The following is a 23,456-nucleotide window of genomic DNA, read 5'->3' as shown; positions in this document are numbered from 1 at the left end:
TCCATCCCTCAGAAGAAGATGCCCGTGGGGTTGAGCTGATCTTCCCGAAGCGGCTGTGGAGTCCAGCCCAGGCGCGCGGGCACGTCATAGAGCCGGCCCGGCCCGAAGCGCTTCCAGAAGTGGCGCAGGCCGGGGACCATCACCTTGACCACGGGCAGCCCCACGTCGGACTGCGTCTGGTCCACCACCAGCGTCTCCAGGCCGGCCTGCCGCGCGTGCGCGACACAGCGCTCCACGTCCACCTTCAGGTCTCCCGAGGACAAATCAGCGCACGCGCCGAGGGGCCGCGCGGCGACGCTCGGGTCCGGGCGCAGGTAGGGCTGGTTCTCCACCGTCGCCGTCAGCCACCAGTTCACGGCCTCCCGCTCCGGGAACCAGTAGAGCGTCCGGCCCTCCGCGTCCCGCTGCTGCACGGCGGGGAGGAACTGATTCACCTCCGTGAGCGCTCGCAGCAACGCGACGCGCGCGTCCAGGTGCGCGCCGAAGCCCACGATGATGTCCTCCACGGGCGCGTCGTGGCGCCGCGACACCGCCGCGAGCGTGGGGATGCCCAGGTCCGCGGTGACGTCCAGCACCCACAGCTCCCGCTGGAGTCTCCGGTAGTGCTCCCGCAGCGCGTGCACGTACGGCAGGTCCACGCTGTCCAGGTCCACGGCGGGCCGCCGGGTCCGCGAGTACCACCAGAGCGCCACCGAGTCGCGCTCCACCAGCTCCAGGAAGCCCTGGAGGATGGCCTCCTCCAGCGTGTTGCCCGCCGCGCAGCCGTTGGAGTCGCTGGTGCAGAAGAACCCCTTGCCCAGGTCCGGATGCCCGAAGGAGCAGTACGCGCTCGGCACGTGGCGGAAGCACTCGTTCGTGAGGGACCACGCGCTCGTCCAGTGGATGCGCCGGTCCGGGTCGAAGGCCTCCGGGACATGGTGGAAGCCGGAGGGGTGCGCGGCATTCCACTCCGCGCGCCCGGCGTACTGCGCGGGGCTGAAGTTCATCAGCGCGTTGGGGTGGATGGCGTCGTCCCGCAGCTCGTGGAGGCTCGTCACCAGGCTCCACTCCTCGCCCCGATAGACGCCGGAGTAGCGCTCGATGGCCTCGCACAGCGCGCCCACCTTCGCCTGGGTGTCCGTCGTGCCCTTGCCTCCGCTGCGGCCCCGGAGGTTCAGCAGGACGAAGCGCAGGTCCTGCTGCATCAGCGCGAAGTTGTGGCCCGCCGCGTAGCTGTGGACCAACCCCGCGCCGCCGTCCGCTCCCAGGGCTTCAAGATTTCTCACCACGCCGGTGATGGGGCTGACGTGTTTTCGCAGGCGCGCCAGGGTCTCCTCGGGGGACTGGGTGCGGTGGCCTCCGTCGCCGTCGAACCGCTTCGGACACGACCGGGGGATGACGGGCTGGGGCGCTCGCGACGCGGGCTCCTCGCCGGAGCACACCGGACACTGGGGCCTGCGCACGAGCGGGTGACGCTCCAGCTCCAGCGTCGTCAGGTCCAGCGTGACGAGCTGCTCTCCGAGCGGATGCTCGGGGCCGAGCACCAGCGCCTTGGCCACCTCCAGCGCCGCGAGCTGGAAGGCCGCGCCCGTGCTCGCCGACAGGCTCGCGGTGGGCAGCACCAGGGGTTGTACACGGCCCTGCTCCCGCTCCAGGAAGGACTCGAGCTGCCGGTTGGAGCGCAGCCGCTGCGCCAGACAGGCCCAGCACGCCGTCACGGTGGGGCGGAAGACGGGACCCAGCCAGAGCGTGCCGCCCACGGGCCTCGCCAGCATCCAGGGCCGCCGCGCCGCGAGCGCCTGGCGGTTGAGCGCGTCGAGCGCCGGGTGCAGGTAGTCGTCGCAGAGCACCAGCTGGAAGCCCGCCTCGCCCTCGGTGCGGAGTCCCTGCGCGCGCAGCGCTTCCAACTGGCGCTCCTCCCACGCACCGCCCAGGCACACGACGGACACGGGCGTCTGGAGGCACTCGGCCACGGTGGCCATGTCCACGCCGAGCGCGTGCCAGAAGGGCGCCTCTTCCGGCGAGTCGGTGCCGCCCTCGAGGATGCAGCCCTGCTCCGCGGCGACCTCCAGCGCGTGGGAGACCTCCACCAGCGACAGCCGCGAGGAGAGCGCCGCGAAGACCTCCGGCAGCGAGTGTCTTCCATCCAGCAGGGGCACCAGCAGGGGAAAGGCACGGCCTCTCAAAAGCAGGTAGTCCTTCTCGTGCAGCAGCAGCACCGTCGACTCGTCGACGCGCTCCACGCGGCAATGGCTCTTCCAGACAGGTCTCGACAGCATTCGTGACTCCCGGGACATGAAGCGTGGGCACCGCTGGAGCGACAGGGGACCGGAAGCCCGGTGGCGCGCGCCGCCGCCGAGCCCCGGGATGCGCAAGGCACTTCAGGTGCAGGTGCAGCACGGACAGCAGCAGCAGCAGACGGAGACGTCCTTGGCCGCGGCGCCCGCCGTGCCGCCGGGAGTCACGGTGGGCTGCGGCGGAATGAACAGGGTGATGTCTCCGTCCTTGTTGCGGTCCCAGCTCTTGAGCTGCTCGTCATAGCCCGTGGCCGTCGCACCGCTGTACGCGTCGGTGAAGGCCACTGACTTGGGAATCGTGTCGAAGCCGTACACCTTCAACAAATCGGGGTCCTGCTGAATCTGGTCCTTCTTGCCTGGGTTCGCCCAGACATCCTGGATGAGCTTGGAGTACGCCGTGCGGAAGTCCGCCATGGTCTGCCCTCGCTGCGAGTGGTGAGCGGCCCTGGATGAAGACGCCAGTACGCGAAAGACACGCTCGACAGGGCCGCCGTTTCGTTGTGCATGGCGCGCGCCAGGGCGCATGGACTTTCATGCGCGAGTCTTGACGCCAGGATGCGCTGGGGCGGGCTCGTGAAGGCCGCCCCGATGCTTGCGTGCTGCAAGCATTTGCTTGTCACGGGGACGCCGGCCCACGCGGTTTCATCCCAGACGCGCGTGTGAATGAAGTGGGTTGTTCAGTTTCTTGACTGGATGAGGTTTTGCAGGCCGGTGCGCCCCGCTTCCCCCACCCTTGTTTGAGTTTGGAGCGGACGAATGCCGACGAGTCGAACCGACGCGTTTCTTCCGGTCATTGGTGAATCCATGTCCGGACTGATTCAGGTCCTGCGAGTCTTCACGCAACAAGAGGACACCATCCTCATCAGCGGCCCCACCGGCTCGGGAAAGTCGAGGCTGGCGCGGTGGAGTCATGAGCACTCGGGGCGGATGCAGGGCGCCTTCGAGGTGTTGGATTTGATGACGGTGCCGGAGGAGCTCCAGATGGGAGCGCTCTTCGGCTGGAGGAAGGGCGCCTTCACGGGGGCGGTGCAGAACAGCCCGGGATGCCTGGCGCTCGCCAAGGGCGGCACGTTGTTCATCGACGAAATCGACAAGCTCTCCCTGCGCGCGCAGGCGGGGCTGCTGCATGTGCTGGAGGAGCGGACGTACCGGGTGCTGGGAGAGGGCACGCTGCACCGCGCGGACGTGCGCTTCATCGTGGGGACGAACGTGGACCTCCACGAGGCGGTGATGGCGGGGCGCTTCCGGGAGGACCTCTACTACCGGGTCAACGTCCTCCCCATCCAGATTCCACCGCTGGACGCGCGTCGGGACGAAATCATTCCCTGGGCGCAGTACATGCTGGACCGGCGACACCAGGAGCGGGAGCGGGAAGGCCGGGCGCTCCTGTCCCCGGATGCGCAGGCGCAGCTGCTTGGCCGGAGCTGGCCGGGCAACCTGAGGCAGCTCGACAACATCATCCGCCGTGCCTACTCCCTGGCGGTGATGTCTCAGGAGGACGACGCGCTCCTGCTGCGGGACACGCATGTGATGCAGGCGCTGGGCTACGAGGAGTCGCCCACGTCGCGCTCGCTCATCGAGGCGCTGCGCGTGGCATCCGCGTGCTTCGTGATGGAGGCCCAGCGCGCCGCCGTGCCGTGGGACCTGGACCTGGCGGATGCCTTTCGCGGCTTCGTGCTCGGCACCGCCGTGCGGCAGGTGGGACGGGAGGAGGCCTTCCTGCTGCTGGGCCGCAAGCGGCTGTTGAAGAATCGCAATCACTACAAGGCACTCGAGCGGGAGCTGAAGAAGGTGGATGCCCTCGTGGAGGCGGTGGGCCAGTCCCCCTCGCCCTTCACGGACCTGGTGGACCTGACGCTCGGGAAGGCCTGAGTGCATACCGAGGGAGAGGAGTCGAGCGCGTCCGAGTCCTTCGAGGCGCTCTGGCGACGGCACCAGGGCGCGCTGCTGCGGGTCTGTGAGCGGACGCTGGGGGATTCGGATGCGGCGCGGGATGCGTTGAGTCGCACGGCGGTGCGTGTGTGGCTTCAATGGTCCAGGGCCTCCCAGACGGACTGGCCCTGGGCGCTCTTGCGTCGGGTGGCCATCAATGTCTGCATTGACCTCCAGCGGGAGCGGCGGCGTCTGGCGTTGCGGTGGACTCCGCTCGACGAGGTGCTGGGGGAAGGCGTGGAGCTGGAGGCTGCAACGCCTGAAGCGGAAGAGGAGGAGCAGCGGCTGCAGACGTTGTTGCTGAAGCTGCTGGAGTCCCTGCCGCCGCAGATGCGGGCCTGCGCGCGCCTGGCCTTCGTTGACCATCAGGGCTACGCGGACATCGCGGTGGCGCTCCAGTTGACGCCGGCGAACGTGCGCAAAATCGTGGAGCGCTCCCGCAAGCGGCTCATCCAGCCGCTGGTCCGGGCGGGGGTGATTCGCGACGAGGCCAGCTTCCACCGCTGGCTGTCGGGGCGGCGCAAGCGGACGGGGGACTGAGGTTCGTCGGGCCGGCCCCCATTCGTGAAGATGGGAGCCGGCCCGGCTTCAGACGAAGCCCTGGCTCACTGGCGCGCGGCGGCGATGGCGCCGGTGACGGTGGTGACCAGGGGCCCGATGAGGGAGGGCGCGGTGGTGACCAGGTGCTGGAGCACGTCCGACCAACCCTTGTCGGGCGCGGCCATGACGGCGGGCTGGTAGCCCTTGTTGGCGGCGGAGACGGCGCCGCCGATGGTGCTCACCAGCGGCCCCAGGAGCGCGGGCGCGGAGGAGGCCAGGGACGAGAACACGTCCGACCAGCCCTTGTCCGCGGCGGGCTGGTAGCCCTTGTTGGCGGCGGAGACGGCGCCGCTGATGGTGTTCACCAGGGGCCCGATGAGGGAGGGCGCGGTGGTGACCAGATGCTGGAGCACGTCCGACCAGCCCTTGTCGGCGGCGGCGATGGGAGCACCCGGCTGGTAGTCCTTGCTGGCGGCGGAGACGGCGCCGCTGATGGTGCTCACCAGCGGCCCCAGGAGCGCGGGCGCGGAGGAGGCCAGGGACGAGAAGACATCCGACCAGCCCTTGTCCGCGGCGGGCATGACGGCGGGCTGGTAGCCCTTGCTGGCGGCGGAGACGGCGCCGCTGATGGTGTTCACCAGGGGCCCGATGAGCGAGGGCGCGGTGGTGACCAGGTGCTGGAGCACGTCCGACCAGCCCTTGTCGGCGGCGGCCGTGGGAAGGCCGGTGGGCGTGCCTACGAGCTGCGACAGGCCCGCCAGGTTCGGCATCTGTGAGTACGACGTCATCGTTTGGACTCCTTCATTCGATTGATTTGCTGCGGGAGCCGTGGGCGAGCCCAGCCCGAACGGCAGGCTGACCGGGACCACGGTTTTCGGCGCTGCGCCGAAATCGGTGTTGAGGAAGACGGAGCGGGTGCTCACCCAACGGGTATCGGGCGTCACCAGCAGCTCGGGCGTCTGCTGGAAGCCCAGGCTGGAGATGCGCGCCGCGGACTGCTGGAGGCAGTCCGAATAGGAGACGTTCGGCGTCGCCCCGAGCACCTGGCCCAGGGCGAAGGTGAACACCGACAGGTTCTTGGTGAGTTGAGTGCCCGCGGCGGCGGTCTGCTCGGCGGTGCAGGCCGTCAGGAGCGTGCAGTTGGCCTGGGGCGGCTCGGCCGCCACCTGCGCGTCATAGGCCTTGGTGACGGGCACTCCGGTGATGAGCTGCACGGGCCTGCCGAAGCCCCGGAAGGGAATCTCCCCGGAGCGCTCATCGGAGCTGCGATGGAGCCACGAGCGCTGGTGCGCCTTCGCGTTGGGTTGGAACGCCTTCTCCCCCGTGGTGGCGCCGAAGTCACGCGGGTCGATGTATGCCTTCACCTTGGCCAGCTCGATGCGGCGGGTGGCGCCGAGCTGCTGCAACTTCCGGGCGAAGTCCGACGCGATGAACAGGTCCTTCTCCATGCCGCCGGAGTGGCACGCGTCCAGGACGGTGGTCATCACGCCCTCGGGGAGCTGCTGGGTCAGCTTGGAGAAGTCCTGGTCGAAGAAGAAGTCGTCGTAGAGCACCAGGCTCTCCCGCCAGACCTCGTCTATCTGCACCCGGTAGCCGTGCCCGGAGAAGAAGAAGACCAGCGCGTCGTCCTCCGTGGCGCCGTCCATCAGCCAGGCCAGCGACTCCTTCACGTTGCCGAGCGTGGCGTCCGCGTCCAGCCGGACCTGGATGTCCTTGGGCGAAAACCCATACTGGGTGCCCAGGAGGCTCACCATCAGGTTGGCGTCGTTGATACAGCTGGAGAGCTGATTGATTTGAGGCCGGTAGTTGTTGATGCCGGCGACGACGGCCTTGCGGTTGCGAATCCGGGTGCGTGGCTCGGAGGAGCCGCGCTTCGTCGACACCTCCTTGGGGGCGGGTGGCGGACTGGCGGGGGGCTTGGGGGTCGGGTCCGTGCCGCTCGGAATGGAAGAGCTCATGGCGTGCTTCGCCTCCTTGGGCGCTCCAGGGCACCGCGGAAGAGCGGTGGGTGGCGCGCCTTGAGAACGAGCCCAAGGCCCTTGAAGTGACAGGGCTACCGGTCGTCCGCCCCACCCCGGAGGGCTGTCACGAGCCCGGCTCACGCACCGTCATGAGAGGTGAAGTCACAAGGCGATTCGCGAAGGAGACAAGTGATGCCGAAGTATTGTCGGGAGAAGTTCGAGAACACCGATTCAGGGAAGGAAGTCTGGGTGAGCTGGCAGCAGGACAAGCATGTCCACGACGCCACGCTCATCACGACGATTGCCCAGTGGCTCGGCACGAATCAGGGAGGGACCTGGCAGGTGCGGGTCAATACCTACCAGAGCAATCAGTCCTCACCTGGGTTGAATGATTTGTCCTATTCAGGGTGAGGGCCCCGGGGTGGAGGGAGTCTCTATCTCTCTCCGCTCCCTCCACTCCGGGTCTGTTCAGTGGACCGGCCACGCCGCCGCATCCATGCCCCGTGAGCCGCCGAGCGGGTGGGCATGTGGGCCCGGACCGCGTTGACTCGCCTGGAGAGGCCCCCGAGAATGCGCGCTCCCCAGGCCCGTGGAGCCCCGCTTGAACCTGCTGACCCGCGTGAAGAAGAGCCTCCGGCACCGGGCGGCCCACCAGGCCTCCCAGCCCCTCTCCAAGCTGCTCAGCCTCACCGGCTTCGGCCGCTATGGGCCGGGGCCCCAGCTCAAGCGCCCGGAGCCGCTGCGGCAGGCGGGCATCCCCTACGAGACGTTCCGCTTCGACGTCGCCGGCCTGGAGCGCTTCTGGAACGAGCTGCAGGCGGGCAGCCCTGTCCTCCGACACTACTGCTCGCTCCAGCCCTACTGGGAGAAGCGCTCGCAGTACCACTACTCGTGGACGCAGCTGGCGCCGCTGCTGGCGCGCGAGGACGCCGTCTACGTCGACATCGCCTCCACGCTGAACAGCCCCTACCTGGAGGTCATCCGCGCCCTGGCGAAGACGCGCAACGTGTTCGTCCAGGACCTGGTGTTTCCGCCCGGCATCAACGGCCACGAGATTGGTGGCTCGGCGGCGGAGCTTCCCTTGGGCAATGCCTCCGTGGATGCGATGACGCTGCACTGCTCCTTCGAGCACTTCGAGGGCGGCGCCGACACGGGCTTCATCCGGGAGGCGGCGCGCGTGCTGCGGCCCGGGGGCCGGGTCTGCATCGTCCCGCTGTACCTGGGCGAGTATGCCTTCACGATGTGCGACCCCGCGTGGGGTTATGACATCCGCCGCGAGGCCGAGCCCGTCATCCACCTCTTCCCGGGCTGGGGAGAGCGGCACGGGCGCTTCTACGGCGTGGACACGTTGAAGCAGCGCGTCCTGGACCCCGCGCACGCGGCGGGGCTTGCGTCCCGCGTCATCTACTTCGAGAACATCCTGGAGCTGCACCCCACCTGCTACACGCACTTCGGCCTGGTGCTGGAGAAGCCCGCCGTCGGGTGAGGCTCGGTCCAGGCCCGTGCGGAACGCGGCCCTGAAGAAAGGCAGCCCTCCTTCCCGGGCACGGCTCGCCCGGGAAGGAGGTTGCCGCGCGTGTTACTTGTTGGCGGGCGCTTCCAGCGTCACCCAACCGCTGAGCGTCTTGCCGCTGTCGGTGTGGCTCTCCACGGCGTAGAAGAAGCGCCGGCTCGCGTCGTCGGCGTCGAGGAAGCGCACCGCCGTCGTCGCGTCGAGGTCCTCGCTGGCGGAGACCTCACCGATGGCCTCCATGTGGCCCGCCTCGGGGTTCGAGCTCCGGTAGACGACGTAGTGCTTGTGGTGGACGCTGTGCGGCCACGTCAGCTCCGCGTACTTGCCGTCGAGGGAGCGCACCGCGAGCTCCACCGCATCCGGTTCGGCGTTCGGCGAGATGACGTTGATGTCGTACCGCACGCCACCGATGGGCTCCTTCCGGTCGTCCATCTCGAAGATGTTCATGGGGAACAGGCCCTCTTTGCCGTGGGACATGAAGCGCACGTGGATGCGCTCGTCCAGCGGCTTGTCCGCCTTGAGTGCCAGCGCGCCACCGTGGCCGCCGAAGAACAGCGTGCGGCCCTCGACACCCTCCAGGCCCTCGGCCTCGCCGCCCGCGGCCTTCCAGAGCGCGAACAGCGTCTCCGTCAGCTCCAGCGTCACGGTGCCCGGGAACGGGTCCGCCTCGGGACGGATGAAGAGCTTCGTCGCGGCGCCCACGGTGGGGCGCACGTCATACGTGGTGCTGCCCGTGCCGCCGGACACCATCTTGACGATGTCCACGTTGCGCCAGGCGATGTTGTTGTTGAGCTGGGTGTTGGTGACGGTGTCGGAGCCGATGTACTCCGGGTAGGTCATCGGGTCGCCCTCGGAGACCCACCGTGCCAGCAGGCAGTAGTGGCCGGGCACCGGGACGTTGGCCCAGTTGATGCGGATGTCACGCGTCTCGCCCGCGTCCAGGAAGATGCCGTGCTCGGTGTGGATGCGCTTCCAGCTCGTCGAACCCCAGGAGGAGTTGCCGCCCGACGCCAGGTAGTAGAGGTGCAGCGACCCCCCAATGGGGCCGGTGGGGCGCAGCGGGCCGTAGTTGCGCAGCGTGACGAAGACGTAGTTGTTGGGCGTGCCGAACACCGGGTTGGTGGAGCTGGCGCAGCCGTTGACGTTGTTGCACACCTTGATGTCGGGGCTGGTCCAGATGGCGCCGGAGCTGGGCTCCCAGCCGTTGTCGGCCGGCGTGTCGCGGATGAAGACGTCGGACGGGGTGCGGCAGTCGCTCAGGAAGTCCTGCACGGCCAGGTGCGCGTCCGAACCATTGGGCAACGTCAGCCGGTAGCCGCCCTGGGAGAGGGTGGCGTAGTTCTGCATGATGCCCACCACCGTCGGGTCGGGCGTGCCGCCCGTGGGGACGTAGACGGCGTGAATGCGGATGCCCTCGTTGTAGGCCTCCTGGGCCTGGAGGCTGGCCAGGGCGTTGCCCGTGTACAAGTCGTTGAAGCCACCCGGAAGGTTGTCGGTGATGAGGACGACGACGCGGCGGGCCCCCGTGCGCCAGATGCCGGTGAAGGCGCCATTCTGGTTGGGACGGAAGGCGATGTTGTGGATGACGGTGTTGAGCGCCTCGTCGGACGCCTCCGGCAGGTTCGCCCCGCCCGACGCGCCCAGGCTTCCGACCGCCAGCTGCATCTGCGTGTCGTTGCCCGCACCCAGGTCCACCTGCACCGTGACGTCATCCTTGAAGGTGACCAGGCCCAGCCGATAGTCACCATTGGATGACGTCTGGATTTGTGACAGCAGGTTGGAGAAGTTCGACTGGAAGGCGATCAGCGAGCCTCCCATGCTGCCGGTGTCGTCGATGGCGAAGACGACATCCAGGGGGCCGCACTCGCAGCGGTCGACTTCAGGAGGCTTCGGGACGGGACCCGGCTCGGCGGGCCCGGGCCTGGCGGCCTGCGCGACGGAGGAGGTCATGAAGAGACAAAGGAGTGCCGCGCCGAGCCAGGTCATGGCTCGGGGGCGGAGCGTGGATGGCTTTGACATGTAGTGGTTTTCTCCTACGGGGTTTCCACGTCATGTCGGAGAGGAATTGGCGGGGCGTCGACGTGGTGAGCCGACTTGAGCAGGAAGCAAGCCATTGAAGACATGCAAGTCATTCAGGCGGTTGCGGGAAAGCGCGTGACGGGAAGGGTTACTCGCGAGGTGGTTCTGTGGAGTTTCCCGCTACACCCTGCCCGTGGCGGCCATGTCACAAGCCTGGAGCGGGTGTCGTCTCGGAGGTGTGCGGTTGGGGCTCCCCGACGCACGTTCTCCAACCAACCGAGTGAACCGTGACCTTCAAGTTCCTGAAGCAGCCGAAGACGCCTCCCGACTCCAAGCTCTGTGGGTTCTATGCCCTGTATCATTTCACCGACGGTGGATTGACCCGGGAACAGTTCATCCAGAAGGCGACAGAGCACTACGAGACGGCGCTCGGGCTGCAGCACAAGGAGGCGGAGGAGATGGTCATGGATGGCAATGACCCCTCCGTCCTGAGCCTCTACGGGCTGACGCAGAGCCAGGTGTCCGTCCTCGAGAAGCGGGGCGTGGGAGTGATTGCCGACACCACCCGCGGCCATTTCTTCACCGTCCGCCGGGAGAACGGCACCTGGTTCAGCTACGACAGCTACAACCATGACGCGCCCAAGGCCTACCTCACCTTCGAGGCGCTCAAGACGGCGGAGATTGGAGACAGCCAGGTCTGGGTCTGACGTCAGGCGGGGACAGCCACGGCGGGGCGTGCGAGATTGGAGCTTTTGACGAGGTCTCCGACTTGCTCGCTCGAATCCTCCCTTGGACTGCCGTGCTGTCCCTGGCTGTCTTGTTCACCGCGTGTGGCCATCGCCCGCCGGCTTCCATGCGCTGGGACTTCGAGGAGGGGCGGCTGCCCTCCGGCTGGACGCCGCACCGGGACGAGTTCGAAGGGCAGCTCGTCGTGGACGACACCCGGGCCCATGGTGGCAGGTATGCGCTGCATGCCCGCCAGCTGGTGGGGGGCCGCGAGGGCGGGCAGGGGGGACCGAAGAAGACGGTGCGCTATTCGCTGCCCGCCGACTTCGGCCCCGTGTTGTGGGGGCGGGTCTTCGTCTACACGACGCCTGTGCGCCCGGCCTCGCATGCGGGGCTCTTCAACGCGCGGTATCCCCGGCCCGGGAGCGAGGACGGCGCGTTCGAGTCGCTCGACTGGTACGAGGTGGCGACGTACCAGGAGAAGTACATGGCCATCTGGCACCCGCCGGAGCCGCCCGGCTTCCCGGAGTGGGTGCAGGTCTCCGACACGCCGCTCGTGCTGGACCGGTGGGTGTGTCTGGAATGGCTCTTCGACGCGGCCAACGGCGATGCCCCGGAGGCCGCCGAGCCCCGGGTCTGGCTCGACGGCGTGGAGCTGGCGTGGCCCCGGAAGTTCGTCTTCTCCGACCCGCCCACCGACACACCGCCGAAGCGGGAGAAGGCCCGGCACTTCACCGTGGTGGAGGCGGGAGTCTTCCTCTACCAGGGGCTCTCCGTGCCCACCGACTGGTGGCTCGACGACCTGGCCGTCGCCAGGCAGCGGGTGGGGTGCTCCTCCCCGTGACGGGGCTCAGGCGCCGCTCGGAGCGGCGTGAATCCTCAATACATACAGGAAGTCCTTGATGGCGCGGCCCCGGGCGACGACGAGTCCGTCCCGCAGGACGAGGGCTGCCTCCAGCGCGTCATGGAAGTGCGCCAGCGGTGCGGGGTCCGCCTGTCGATGGAAGGAGACCGGGCCCTCTCCGAGGACCTCCCAGAACCGGCGCCGCGTGACGTCGTCCGGCTCGGAGCCGCCCGGGAGCTCCGTGCGGAGTGTTCCCGTGGCGAGGTCGAACAGGCGGGTGCGCAGGTCATTGGCCTGGGTGACCAGGATGTCCTTGCCCACGGACACCGCGAAGGGGAGGGAGACATGGGGCAGCTCGTACCGGAGCGCGCCCGTCCCGACGTCGAAGAGGCGCACGCGCCTGTCGGTGCTACACGCCGCCACGAGCGAGCCATCCTCGGAGAGCCCTACTGCGATGACTGCTTCGTCGCAGACCTGGATGAGCCGCAGGGAGGCGCCCGTCGTCAGGTCGTAGACCTCCAGCTCGCCGGACGCTCGCCCCACGGCGAGGCGTGGGGGCAGCGTCGTCGTCGCATACGAAGGCTGATGCTCCAGGAGGGCGCGGGTGGTCAGGACATTCCTTCCGCTCGTCACCTCGTACACCCACAGGCGGGCGTCCTCGGTATAGCCACACACGAGGTGGGCGCCGTCGGGGGTGAAGGCGACGAGGGAGACGAGACCCTTCGCGCCGCGCAGCGTGTGCAGCAGGGCTCCGTCGGAGACGCGCCAGACTCGCACGCACCCGGGCTCGAGCGCCGCCGCCACGAGCTGTCCGTCCGGAGAGAGGGCCACGGGCTGGGGCTGGGTGTAGCGCTGCTTCGTGTCCTCCGGATTCAGCGGCTTGGCGAACAGCGACTTCAGTGGCGTCAGGCTCTTCAGGTCGAGCAACCGGACCCCCCGCCGGGGAGGCGTCTCCATGAAGAGTTGGATGGGATACGCGGCCAGGGTGCCGTCGGCGCTGATGCTCCACGGCTCCCTGGGCACCGCTTCCCCGTCGAGGCGGTACTCGCGAACGGCGCCCCGCGCATCGATGGCGTATCCGCCGTCATAGCGCTGGGCGAAGGCGGCCGCTCCCTCCGGCTCTCCCCACAGCTCCTGGACGCGCTGTGCTTCGACTCGCAGCGTCGGGGGCGGGGGGGCGTAGAGGTCGCTCACCAGCAGGCCGCCATCCGACGCTGTCAGGGCGAAGCGCTTGCCGTCGGGTGAGAAGGCCGCGCCGCGCTGATGGCCGTCGGAGGGATAGGGCCGGGTCCACAAGACGGTGCCGTCGCGCACCTCCAGGACCTCCACCCTGTTGTACGACAGCAGGCCCAGCCGGTTCGTGCCGAGCCAGCCCACCTGCGAATAGCGCCCCTCTCCGCGCGTGCCCGGCAGCCGGGTCCACGTCCGGGTGTCCGCCACGGCGATGCCCTCGAACACCGCCCAGGCAATCCACTCGCCATCCGGGCTGAACTCCACCGTGTCGACGTACCCATCGGAGTCGATGCGCGTCACCTGCGTCCACGTCGCGGTGTCCCAGATGCGCAGCGTGGAGTCGGACGCGCCGCTCGCGAGCCATTTCCCCGACGGATGGAAGGACAGGCTCAGCACCGACTGCTCATGTCCCTTCAGCGTCTTCACCAGGCGGCCTGAGTCCACGTCGAACACATGCACGAGCCACCCCAGGTTGCCGCTGGCGAGCAGGCGTCCATCCGGGCTGAAGGCGACCGAGGTCACCTGGCCCTCCTGTCCCGGAAAGTCCTTCAGGAGCGCCCCGGTCGCCACGTCCCAGATGCGCGTGTCGTGGGACCTGGAGCCCGACGCCAGCCGGGTGCCGTCCGCGCTCCACGCGAGTCCGCGCACCTCTCCTTCATGGCCCTCCATCACCTGGATGCACTCGCCCGTGGCCACGTCCCAGACGCGCACGTTGTCGCCTTCGGACCAGGAGCCGCTGGCGAGCCGCGTCCCCGCCGGGTTGTAGGCCGCGCACAGCACCTGGGCGTCGTGCCAGTAGAAGGAGTCCGCGCTCTCCAGGGCGCCGCGCAGGGGCAGCAGGGACTCCACCCAGGGCGCCGCGCCGTCCACGTCGCGCTGGCGCCGCCAGTGCTCGGCGAGCTTGAACAGATGCGCGTCTGGCGCGCTCCAGGGGCCCGGGCCCTCGGTCTTGAAGTGCGGGGCGGCGTCGGGCGCGTCGTGCCAGCGCAGGCGGTTGTAGAGGCACTGGAAGAGGGCCTCGGGGTGCGCCTGGAGGAAGGTGGCGTCGAGTTCGACGGCCTTGCGCAGGACGCGCAGCGTGCGCGGACCCACGGCCGGGCCGACCTCCTTGAGGACGAGCGCGTCCGGAGGTGTGCGGGAGAGCACCTCGTCCAGGGTGGCGAGCAGCGCCGTCACGCCCTGGGTGCTCACGAGGTCTTCGAGGGTGGACAGCTCGGTGAGGGACTGGAGGTCGTAGGTCATCGCGGGAGAGACTCTCGCACGACCTCCAGCCCCTGTTGGAGCGGGTTCAGGCGTTCTTCCGTCCGCGAGCGCGCGGGGCCTTCGGCTCGGCCTCGCCGCCGGTGGGGCCCGGGGCGTCCTTCATGGCCAGGACGGCGTCGACGATGTGCTCGGCGTCGATGCCGGCCGCGCTCAGGAGCTCCTCGGGCTTGCCGGAGCCGGGCAGCTTTCGCACCGCCAGGCGCTTCACGCGAGGCAGCGGCGAGCCGTCGTCGGCGAAGGCCTCGAGCACCGCGTCGGCGAGTCCGCCCTCGGCCCAGTGGTCCTCGACGACGATGAGCCGTCCCTGGGTCTCCTTCGCGGCCTGCCGCAGCGTCTTCACGTCCACGGGCTTCACGGAGTACAGGTCGATGACGCGCACGGCGACACCGGACTCCTGGAGTCGCGCGTGGGCCTCCAGCGCTTCATGCAGGGTGATGCCCGCGGCGACAATCGTCGCCACGTCCTGGTCGGAGCGCCGGAGCACCTTGCACCCGCCGAGGGGGAACTTCTCCGTGGCGGAGTAGAGGATGGGCGTCTTGGCGCGCGTGGTGCGCAGGTAGCTGATGCCGGGCAGGTCCACGAGCTGGGCCATCAGCGCGGCCGTCTGGTTGGCGTCGCTGGGGTACAGCACGGTGCTGCCCGCGACGGCGCGCATCATCGACAGGTCCTCGAGTCCCATCTGCGAGGGGCCGTCCTCGCCGATGGAGCAGCCCGCGTGGCTGCCGCACACGTGCAGCGTCGCGTTGGAGACGGCCGCCATGCGAATCTGGTCATACGCGCGCGACAGGAAGGCCGCGAAGGTGCTGATGAAGACGCGCTTGCCCAGCACCGCCATGCCCACGCCGCTGGACACCATGTTCTGCTCGGCGATGTACATCTCGAAGTAGCGCTGGGGATGGGCCTTCTTCAGCTCCTCCGAGTACGTGGAGTTGGACACCTCCGCGTCCAGCGCGACGAGGTCCGGGTGCGCGTCACCCAGCGCCTTCAGGACATCGCCGTAGACCTTGCGGGTGGCCACCTTCTCGTCGGTGGGGTAGCGGGGCAGATTCAGCGGCGCGGCGGATTCCCGGGCGGCGGGGTGGGTGGCCTCCGGCTTCTTCACGTCGAAGCGCAGGTTGCGCTCGCCGCCCAGCCCCTGGATGGCCTCGCGGGCCTGGTCCTCGGACAGGGGCTTGCCGTGCCAGCCTTCCTTGTTCGCGATGGCCGGGTAGCCGTGGCCCTTCTCCGTCTTGAAGATGAGGCAGGTGGGCTTGCCCGTCGTCGCCACGGCCTCCGCCAGCGCGCGGTCGATGGCGCCCAGGTCATGGCCATCCACGGCCAGCGCGTGCCAGCCGAAGGCGCGGGCGCGAGCGACATAGGCTTCGTCGTTCCAGCCCAGCTCCGTCGGTCCGCTCTGGCCCAGGCGATTCATGTCGATGAGGGCGCAGAGGTTGTCGAGCTGGTAGTGCGACGCCTTGTCGAACGCCTCCCAGACCGAGCCCTCGGCCGTCTCGCTGTCACCCATCATCACGTAGGTGCGGAAGCGCCGTTGGTCCAGCCGCGCCATCAGCGCCATGCCCACGCCGATGGCGAGCCCCTGGCCGAGCGAGCCGGTGGCCACGTCCACGAGCGGCAGCACGTGCGGGTTGGGATGTCCTTCCAGTCGGCTGCCGAACTTGCGCAGGGTCAGCAGTTCCTCGTCGTCGATGGCGCCCGCCGCCTTGAACGCCGCATAGAGGACCGGGCAGGCGTGGCCCTTGGAGAGCACGAAGCGGTCATTGTCGGGGGACTTGGGCTGCTGGAAGTCGAAGCGCAGGTACTTCTGGAACAGCACCGCGACGATGTCCGCCGCGGACATGGAGGAGCTGGGATGTCCCGAGCCCGCCGCTGTCGTCGCTCGGATGCTGTCGACTCGAAGCTGCGCCGCGAGCTCTGCCAGTGTGTCTGCCATCGTCTCTCTCCAGGCTGTAGGGGACCTCCGTAGGGTGTTGACGGTGGAGTCCCCGGTGAAGCGAGGGTCCTCTCTTCGAGGAGCAACCGGGCAGGGAAGCCCCGGGGCGCGGGCCTGCTCGCGCACTGGAGGGCATGGGCACATTGAAGACCAGGGGAGGACGTCCCATGAATCCACTGCGTCAGCTCGCGGAGTTCGGCCAGGCCGTCTGGGTGGACAACCTCCAGCGGAGCTACATCACCCAGGGCACGCTCAAGAAGCTCATCGACGAGGATGGGCTCAAGGGCCTCACCTCCAACCCGACCATCTTCCAGAAGGCGGTGTCGGGCAGTGAGGACTACGCGGACCTGTTCGCGGAGGCGCGCGCCAAGGGGCTCTCCGCCAATGACGTCTACGAGCACCTCGCCGTGCGCGACGTCCAGGGGGCCGCCGACATCCTCCGGCCCGTCTATGACTCGCTGAAGGGGAAGGACGGTCTCGCGTCGCTGGAGGTGTCCCCCCGGCTCGCGAACCAGACGCAGGCCACGCTCGAGGAGGCCCGGCGGCTGTGGAAGACGCTCGCGCGGCCGAACGTGATGATCAAGGTCCCCGGCACGGAGGCCGGAGTGCCCGCCTTCCAGCAGCTCATCTCGGAGGGCATCAACATCAACGTGACGCTGCTCTTCAGCCAGGAGCGCTACCGGCAGATCGCCGACGCGTATCTGAGCGGGCTGGAGAAGTTCGCCAAGGCGGGGGGCGATTTGAGCACGGTGGCCAGCGTGGCCTCGTTCTTCGTCAGCCGCATCGACGTGGCGGCGGACAAGGAAATCGAGCAGCGGCTCAAGGGGGCGGGTGTCTCCGCCGAGCAGCGAAAGACGCTGGAGGCCCTGCGTGGCAGCGGCAAGGTGGCCATCGCCAACGCGAAGCTCGCCTACCGCATCTACCAGGAGGTCTTCAGCGGCGCGCGCTGGAAGGCGCTCGCGGCGAAGGGCGCTCGAGTGCAGCGCGTGCTGTGGGCGAGCACCAGCACGAAGAACCCGAAGCTGCGGGACGTGCTCTACGTGGAGGAGCTCATCGGCCCCGACACCGTCAACACCATGCCCCCGGCGACCATCGACGCCTTCCGTGAGCACGGCAAGGTGCGCACCAGCCTGGTGGAGGACCTCGCCGGCGCCAAGGAAACGATGCGCCAGCTCGAGGCGAGCGGCGTCTCGATGAAGTCCATCACCGAGCGACTGGCGGTGGATGGCGTGAAGCTCTTTGAGGAGTCGTTCGACGCGCTGCTGGGGGCGGTGGGGGAGCAGCTGAAGAAGAAGTAGTCTCAGGGTTGTACCAAGCGCGCTTGGTCGGTCCGCGCATGGGTGACATGGTGGCGGCCGCCATGACCCGATTCGCCGTGACGATGCTCCTCTGCTGTGTCCCCTGGGTGGTGTTCGCTCAAGCTCCCGTGAAGGAGCAGTGGGTCGTCTCGACGGACCTCTGGGGCAATCCGCTCTACCAGGGCATGACGCTGGAGCGGACGGGCAAGCGGCTGGGGGGCGAGTTCGACGGCGACGCGCTGGAGGGCGAGCGGACGGGGCAGGACGTCCGCTTCACCGTCACGGACTCCAACAAGGTGCTCTCCCTCTTCACGGGCAAGGTGAGCGGGGACACGATGCGGGGCACCGCGGACATGCCCGACACCAACAATGCTCAGGCGCGGGTGAAGCACGCCTTCACCGCCCGGCGGATCGCAGAGCGGCTCGTGGGCCCTCCGCGCCGCCACGAGTTCAAGCCCACCACCTGGTCCAACGAGTTCTCCGCGACGCGCGAGCCCGTGCTGACGCTCTGGGCGGGCGACACGTTGAAGACGACGACGCTCGACTCGGGGGGCGTGGATGAGCAGGGTGTCACGCGGGCGCTGTTCGGCAATCCGCAGACGGGGCCGTTCTTCATCGGGGATGCGCGGCCCGGGGACATGCTGGTCATCCACCTGAAGCGTCTGCGATTGAACCGGCGCTCCGCGGACAGTCTCGACAGCATCGTCGGCAGGGCGATGACGCCTGTCTTGGCGGCGAAGGCGACGGGGCTGGGCAAGCCCGTGCGCTGGACGCTGGACTGGGAGAAGGGCGTCGCGCATCCGGAGACACCGACGGAGCGGCTTAAAGACTTCACCGTGCCGCTGCGGCCCATGTTGGGAGGGCTGGCGGTGGCGCCGGGCTTCGGGATGCCCGCCATCTCCACCGGGGACACGGGGCGCTTCGGCGGGAACATGGACTTCAACGAGGTGGTGGAGGGCAACACCGTCTATCTGCCTGTCTCGCAGCCCGGGGCCCTGCTCTACGTGGGAGATGCCCACGCCGCGCAGGGCGACGGAGAGACGTCGCAGTACGCGCTGGAGACCTCGATGGAGGTGGAGCTGACGGTGGACGTCGTGCGCGGCAAGGCGCCGTCGATGCCCCGGGTGGAGTCGCCCACGCACCTCATGGTGCTCGGGCAGGCGGGCTCACTGGACGATGCGCTGCGCCAGGCGACCAGTGGCCTGACACAGTGGTTGGAGCAGGACTATGGGCTGTCGCTCTCGGAGAGCGCGCAGGTCATGGGGACGAGCGTGCGGTACGTCGTCGCCAACCTCGCGGGGCGGAGTGTGGGAGTCGTCGCGAAGCTGGACAAGTCGCGACTGGCGAAGCTCCGCCCCACTGGGAAGTAGCGCGGCTCCACCATTGCAGGCCTGCGAGGCGTGACGCAGTGGGTGGATCAAGGCACCGCCCGCCCGCCTATCGCGGGGAAGCGCTCATAGGCACGGAGGAGCGCATCGAGGTGGGCGGGATTGTCGAGGTCGAGCGGCGCCTCCGTGAGTTGCACGAGCCAGCCCCCCGTCGCTGTGCGCCGCGCTCGTGAGAGCAGCTCGGCGTCGCGAGTGGGGTCTGGAAACCCGATGGCGTGCGCGGCGGCGGGCGACCAGTAGTTGATCCACCCCAGGCGCTGCGGAATCTCCGGTGAGCGAATCTTCACGGGAAGCTTGAGCGCTGGCAGGCCCCGAGGAGGAACCCCCGGCTTGTGCACGGGGTCGATTGTCTGCCGTGAGATCTCTACTCCCGCACGGAAGGGCGTCGCATGTCCCCAGAACGCCTGCGCACCCTCCGCGACACCCTCAAGCACATCCACCGAGACCCCCATCACGGTCTCGTCGAGTGGCAATTCGGCATGGACGTCCATCATGTGTTGGCCTCCAGCCGCCTGGCTCGCGAGGATCTGCAACCCAGAGATCGTCACGGGGAAGCTTTCGTCGCCATTGCATACCAGCGGGAATCTCCCCTTCCTCGTCTCTTCCGTGAGCCAGGTGTCGCGCTGAGGCAATGGGAGAGGCTGCCCTTCCTTAGAGAGCTTCCACTCCAGACGTAAACCGGGAAACGCCCGTTCCATCCCCTGGACGACGGTGAGCGAGCGAGCATCGCTGTCCACCAGCGCGGGTGCGTAGACGATGATGCCGAGGGTGTTGCGCCGAGTCATCGCTTACACCCCGTGACGACGAAGGTGAGTTCGGGCGCCTGGAACTGCAGCGCATCCTTGTGCTCTTCGGTGCTTACTCCTACGACGAAATCATACCCACAGGATACCGCGATGGCGTGCTCCTCCCGCAGTTCCTCCACTTGATCATCGACCACCTGCTTCTTGAGGAAGCCACTGTAGGTGTCGAATCGGTCGGTCTTGATCTCCCACAACGCGCGCGCGCCGACTTGCAGGGCGTCGAAGTATTTGGTGTCAACGAGCACGTCCATCCCAGGGTAGCGGTTGGGTGGAAACCTGTCGGCGCACTGGTCATGCGCGTCGTCTCCACCTCGATGCTTGACCGGAGTGGCCTTGCACCTGGGGTGACGCTCGCGCTCTAGGGGCTCGGTCGGCGCCGGGGGGAACCAGTCCTGCCCTGATGGTTCCAGTTTGGGATTCCGATTTGCGGAGAGGCCACTCGGAGTGGCTTCCGTTTGAGCCACGGGCTCTACTTCTTCCGGACTGCCTCGGCTCAGTTCGTATGCAGCCAGCGCTTCCTTGATGACGATTCCCACCACCACCGCGCCAATGATGATCACCGCGCCCACTGCGAATTCGGGGGCAGCCAAGATGCAGAGGCCGACTCCCAGGGCAGCCGCGCCCGCCGAGGCGACAGAGCACCTTCCGGTCGGGTCATTGAACCGGACCCGGTCATGGTTGATGGCTTGAAAGCACCGCTCCGCCAACACGGGCCATGGCTGGGAAGCCTCCCGGACGGCGCACCGTCCCCCGTCTCGCCAGGGCAGACTGGCCGCTCGCTGGAGGTTGGCGAGCCGTGGGTTCCGGGACATGTGCTCCGTTGGACTCGGTGCAGACGTCGCGCACGCCGAGAGGAAGAGCAGAAGTGCCGCGCAGGTATGGAGTCGCAGGGCTGTGTCCTTTCGAACTCGCGAGCTTACCTCCAAACACTCCCATCCCACGTCCGCTGGACGTGCAGGGTGCCGCCGTTCACCTGCTCATCCCACGTCAGCACGGGGCGGTCCTCCGCGCTCCAGCTCAGCCGAGGATTGAGCGCCACCGATTCGGGCGAGTTGACCTCGTTCAACTCGTCGCCCATGGGCAACCACCGCTGTCCATCCCAGCGGGCCGCGCGCAGCATGACGTTGGGGAAGTGCACGGTGGTCCGCTTGAGCCACGCGACGACGCAGCCGTCGAAGCCCTGGTCCGAGTAATACGCCTGGAGGACCTGCGGCGTCACATAGGTCCTGAGCAGTCGGCAGTAGGGAATATTCGAACCCGCGTCCTGGATGTCCTGCAACGTCAGCCCGACGCGCGGCGGCAGCGCGGTCAGGGCCTTCGAGGTGGATGGGGGTGGTGCGCCGTCTCCCGGCACCGGTGCCTCCCCACCACCGACGCAGCCCACGAGCAGGCCCCCGCACAGCGCTGCAACCACCCAGCTCCAGGACCACCTGCCCGAAACGAAACCCTTGTCTTGCATCTGGCCACTCCCATGAACGTCGGGTGGCTCAAAGCTGGACACGCACTTCTGGGGCATCAGGCAGGGCCGGCCGTCGATGTTCAACGGCCGACCCTGGGCGGCACTGCTCACCCCCGAGCCACGTCAGGGAAAGAAGGGCGAGCGGTCACACGAGAGGCTTCCTCCCGCGCGGTACAGCATGTCCTGGTAGACGATGGTGTTGTTGATGGGGAAGGCACTCGTCGCGGATGCCACGGTGGCGCCGCCGCGCACCAACCGGAAGCTCGGCGTGCCCTGCTGGAGCGGGACACGGAACGACTGGATTCCGGCCGCCACGTTCGTGCGCTGCACGCTGCCCGCCAGCTCGATTTCCAGCGTCGCGGGCGCCGTCAGGAACGCGAGCAGCTCGATTTCGTTCACCGCGGCCGCGCCATTCACCAGCCGGTACACGGCGCTCTGCTTCGTCAGGTCCGGCGCCGCGCTCGTCGAGTGCAGCCGGTGGAAGTAATACAGCGCATCCCGGACGATGGGCGGCTGCACGCCTGTCTTGAACCAGGCGGTGTAATACGCCGTCAGGTCGAAGGCGGCCCACTGCGTGCCGGAGGACGGGGAGAACTCCGTCGCCTCCGAATAGTCATTCCAGGTGATGAGCTGCACCCAGTCCGCGCCACCCTGGATGGCCGCGCCCCAGAGGGCCCGCAGCGCCTGCGAGTTGTTCGCCTCCGTGTAGACGAGGTCCTTGGGCCGCGAGTCCTGCAAGGCCACCGGCGCCATCCAGTGGAGTCCCATGCCGTGCGCCGTGCCGGGGTTGGCCAACTGTCCCGAGGCCCCGGAGAGCGTCCGGCTGCCCCAGGTGGACGTGCCATGCAGCGGGACCACCGCCTTGAGCGCGTTCGTCTGCGCCACCCACGGGTTGACGTACACGGGCCACAGCGCCGAGGAGATTCCACGCGTCTGGAGGGCCTGGATGGCGGAGGCCCACCACTGCGGCGTGCGCTTGTCCGCGTAGTACGGCGCGAGCAGCAGCCGCCCGTCCTCCAGGTGATACACCGCCGGGTGCGAGGCCACCGAGGCGATGGTGTTCACGAACGCCGTCAGCGCCTCCGCGTCGGTGCCCGAGTAGGTGGAGGTCATGTCCGGCATGAGGACGATGCGGAACCCGCTGTCGACGTTGCTCGCGGCCTGCAGCAGCTTCAGCAGCCGGTTCCAGTGCGTGCCGGTGTGGTTGAGGATGTCGTAGGTGAAGCCGTCCAGGCCCAGCGCCGAGGCGCGGCGCACCTCCAGCTCGAAGTTGGCCAGCTCGTAGTCCACGCCGGCCGCGCGAGGCGCCTGGGGCAGTGGCCGCTGCTTGAGGAGGCCGCCGCAGTACGCGAACTTGGAGTTTTCCCCGGTGGGCACCAGGTAGTGCCGCGCGTAGTAGTCGACCGACGGCTCCCGGTTGTCGAGCGAGAGCGGGTAGGGCGAGAAGTAGTGCGCGAAGACCTTCTTCGGTGCCGCGCGCAGCGTGCCCAGGGCCGGCAGATTCAGCGGCCAGCACGGCGTGGCGGGCGCGGCGGCGACGTCCGCCGTCAGCTCCAAGTCAAAGCTCAGGTCCGACGAGTTGAGCGTGGACTGGTGCACCTCCACCGCGAGCACGTTGGTGCCCGAGGTGAGCGCGGTGGCGGGCACGGAGACGCTGTGCCAGGTCAGCTCGGCGCTGTCGGCGATGACGGTGCTCGCCAGCGTCGACGCCGTCACCGCTCCCGCGGGCAGGTTGCTGCGAAGGACCTCCTGCCCGTTCAGGTAGACGATGGCGCCGTCATCGCGCAGCAGTCGCAGCACCATGTTGCTCACCCGTGTCGGGTCCGCGACGGTGAACGTCTTGCGCAGCCACGTCGTCACGTAGCGCGAGGACGTGCTGGGGCCGTAGGAGACCACCGTGGCCTCGTCGCCATCGCCGTAGCCGAGCTGCGCGGGGCCCTGCTTCCACGCCGTGTCCTCGTAGCCCACGGCCGTCCACCCCACGCCCGGGTCCACGCCTGTGTCGCGGTAGCGCCACGCGCTGCCTGGCGCGACGAGTGTGCTCGCCAGGTGCTGCTCCTCCGTTGTCGTGGAAGCGGGTGGGGTCTCCTCGGGCCGCGAGGCGGGGCCGCAGGCTCCAAGGAGGGGAATGAACAAGGCAAGCCAGACTGCTCGACGAGGGGGTGTGGAGAGCATGTTGGTGTTGTCTTCCAGGGGGTGTGTAAAAACAGGAAGACTTCCAAGTCATTGATAACAAGCGAGCCGCTGGTGCGTCCCGAGAATGTCCCGGGG

At 68.4% G+C, this 23,456-nt stretch carries 18 protein-coding genes; 8 read left to right on the top strand and 10 right to left on the bottom strand.

Annotated elements, in window-relative coordinates:
- Positions 1–8: 8 nt before the first annotated feature.
- Both G4D83_RS34650 and G4D83_RS34645 read right to left on the bottom strand, forming a co-directional pair.
- Positions 9–2,258: a TOMM precursor leader peptide-binding protein gene (locus tag G4D83_RS34650; protein WP_163869163.1), complete on the bottom strand. Its 2,250-nt coding sequence runs from the start codon at positions 2,256–2,258 to the stop codon at positions 9–11.
- Between the two features lie 102 nt (positions 2,259–2,360).
- Positions 2,361–2,690, bottom strand: coding sequence for a hypothetical protein (locus tag G4D83_RS34645; protein WP_163869162.1), 330 nt, complete (start codon positions 2,688–2,690; stop codon positions 2,361–2,363).
- Between the two features lie 390 nt (positions 2,691–3,080).
- On the opposite strand from G4D83_RS34645, the gene G4D83_RS34640 reads away from it, so the two are divergent.
- Together G4D83_RS34640 and G4D83_RS34635 are read left to right on the top strand one after the other, a co-directional pair.
- On the top strand, positions 3,081–4,148 hold the full coding sequence (locus G4D83_RS34640) for a sigma-54-dependent transcriptional regulator (protein ID WP_275902409.1): 1,068 nt from the start codon (positions 3,081–3,083) through the stop codon (positions 4,146–4,148).
- Positions 4,149–4,748 carry an RNA polymerase sigma factor gene (locus tag G4D83_RS34635; RefSeq protein WP_163869160.1) on the top strand — a complete coding sequence of 200 codons (600 nt, stop codon included), beginning with the start codon at positions 4,149–4,151 and terminating at the stop codon, positions 4,746–4,748.
- A 65-nt stretch (positions 4,749–4,813) separates the two neighbouring features.
- On the opposite strand, the gene G4D83_RS34630 is transcribed toward G4D83_RS34635, so the two are convergent.
- Complete coding sequence (locus G4D83_RS34630; RefSeq protein WP_163869159.1) at positions 4,814–6,706, bottom strand: caspase family protein; 1,893 nt, start codon at positions 6,704–6,706, stop codon at positions 4,814–4,816.
- Between the two features lie 195 nt (positions 6,707–6,901).
- Between G4D83_RS34630 and G4D83_RS34625 the strand changes: the two genes are divergently transcribed.
- Both G4D83_RS34625 and G4D83_RS34620 read left to right on the top strand, forming a co-directional pair.
- Positions 6,902–7,120, top strand: coding sequence for a hypothetical protein (locus G4D83_RS34625; RefSeq protein WP_163869158.1), 219 nt, complete (start codon positions 6,902–6,904; stop codon positions 7,118–7,120).
- Between the two features lie 190 nt (positions 7,121–7,310).
- Positions 7,311–8,195 (top strand): class I SAM-dependent methyltransferase, encoded by an 885-nt coding sequence (locus tag G4D83_RS34620; protein ID WP_163869157.1) that lies wholly within the window; start codon positions 7,311–7,313, stop codon positions 8,193–8,195.
- 93 nt (positions 8,196–8,288) lie between these two features.
- Here G4D83_RS34620 and G4D83_RS34615 read toward each other — a convergent pair whose 3' ends face one another.
- Complete coding sequence (locus G4D83_RS34615) at positions 8,289–10,241, bottom strand: vWA domain-containing protein (RefSeq protein ID WP_163869156.1); 1,953 nt, start codon at positions 10,239–10,241, stop codon at positions 8,289–8,291.
- Between the two features lie 287 nt (positions 10,242–10,528).
- On the opposite strand from G4D83_RS34615, the gene G4D83_RS34610 reads away from it, so the two are divergent.
- Both G4D83_RS34610 and G4D83_RS34605 read left to right on the top strand, forming a co-directional pair.
- Complete coding sequence (locus tag G4D83_RS34610) at positions 10,529–10,948, top strand: hypothetical protein (RefSeq protein ID WP_163869155.1); 420 nt, start codon at positions 10,529–10,531, stop codon at positions 10,946–10,948.
- Positions 10,949–11,094: 146 nt separating this feature from the next.
- Positions 11,095–11,811: a hypothetical protein gene (locus G4D83_RS34605; protein ID WP_240356957.1), complete on the top strand. Its 717-nt coding sequence runs from the start codon at positions 11,095–11,097 to the stop codon at positions 11,809–11,811.
- A 6-nt stretch (positions 11,812–11,817) separates the two neighbouring features.
- Here the strand turns inward: G4D83_RS34605 and G4D83_RS34600 are convergent, their stop codons facing one another.
- Both G4D83_RS34600 and G4D83_RS34595 read right to left on the bottom strand, forming a co-directional pair.
- Positions 11,818–14,286: a WD40 repeat domain-containing protein gene (locus tag G4D83_RS34600; RefSeq protein ID WP_163869154.1), complete on the bottom strand. Its 2,469-nt coding sequence runs from the start codon at positions 14,284–14,286 to the stop codon at positions 11,818–11,820.
- 46 nt (positions 14,287–14,332) lie between these two features.
- Positions 14,333–16,237 (bottom strand): transketolase, encoded by a 1,905-nt coding sequence (locus tag G4D83_RS34595; RefSeq protein WP_240356955.1) that lies wholly within the window; start codon positions 16,235–16,237, stop codon positions 14,333–14,335.
- Between the two features lie 167 nt (positions 16,238–16,404).
- Here G4D83_RS34595 and tal point away from each other — a divergent pair, with 167 nt between their 5' ends.
- Together tal and G4D83_RS34585 are read left to right on the top strand one after the other, a co-directional pair.
- The gene (gene tal / locus G4D83_RS34590) at positions 16,405–17,535 is read left to right on the top strand and encodes a transaldolase (RefSeq protein WP_163869152.1); all 1,131 of its coding nucleotides are present in this window, start codon (positions 16,405–16,407) and stop codon (positions 17,533–17,535) included.
- Positions 17,536–17,597: 62 nt separating this feature from the next.
- Positions 17,598–18,905, top strand: a complete 1,308-nt coding sequence (locus G4D83_RS34585; protein ID WP_205522793.1) for an acetamidase/formamidase family protein — start codon at positions 17,598–17,600, stop codon at positions 18,903–18,905.
- A gap of 47 nt (positions 18,906–18,952) precedes the next feature.
- Here G4D83_RS34585 and G4D83_RS34580 read toward each other — a convergent pair whose 3' ends face one another.
- The 4 genes from G4D83_RS34580 to G4D83_RS34565 form a co-directional block, all read right to left on the bottom strand.
- A complete protein-coding gene (locus G4D83_RS34580) occupies positions 18,953–19,708 on the bottom strand; it encodes a DUF5953 family protein (RefSeq protein WP_163869151.1) in 756 nt (251 codons plus the stop codon).
- Positions 19,705–20,316: a DUF6310 domain-containing protein gene (locus tag G4D83_RS34575; protein WP_338041958.1), complete on the bottom strand. Its 612-nt coding sequence runs from the start codon at positions 20,314–20,316 to the stop codon at positions 19,705–19,707. The genes G4D83_RS34580 and G4D83_RS34575 overlap by 4 nt, the downstream gene beginning before the upstream one ends.
- Positions 20,317–20,642: 326 nt before the next feature.
- Entirely contained in the window at positions 20,643–21,185 is a 543-nt protein-coding gene (locus G4D83_RS34570; RefSeq protein ID WP_163869150.1) for a hypothetical protein, read from the bottom strand.
- Between the two features lie 123 nt (positions 21,186–21,308).
- Positions 21,309–23,321, bottom strand: coding sequence for a glycoside hydrolase family 71 protein (locus G4D83_RS34565; protein WP_163869149.1), 2,013 nt, complete (start codon positions 23,319–23,321; stop codon positions 21,309–21,311).
- Positions 23,322–23,456: the final 135 nt, after the last annotated feature.

The sequence above is a fragment of the Myxococcus eversor genome (assembly GCF_010894455.1).
Taxonomy (GTDB): domain Bacteria; phylum Myxococcota; class Myxococcia; order Myxococcales; family Myxococcaceae; genus Myxococcus; species Myxococcus eversor.
Note: the sequence above shows the minus strand (reverse complement) of the source record. Positions and strands in the feature narration are given on the sequence as shown.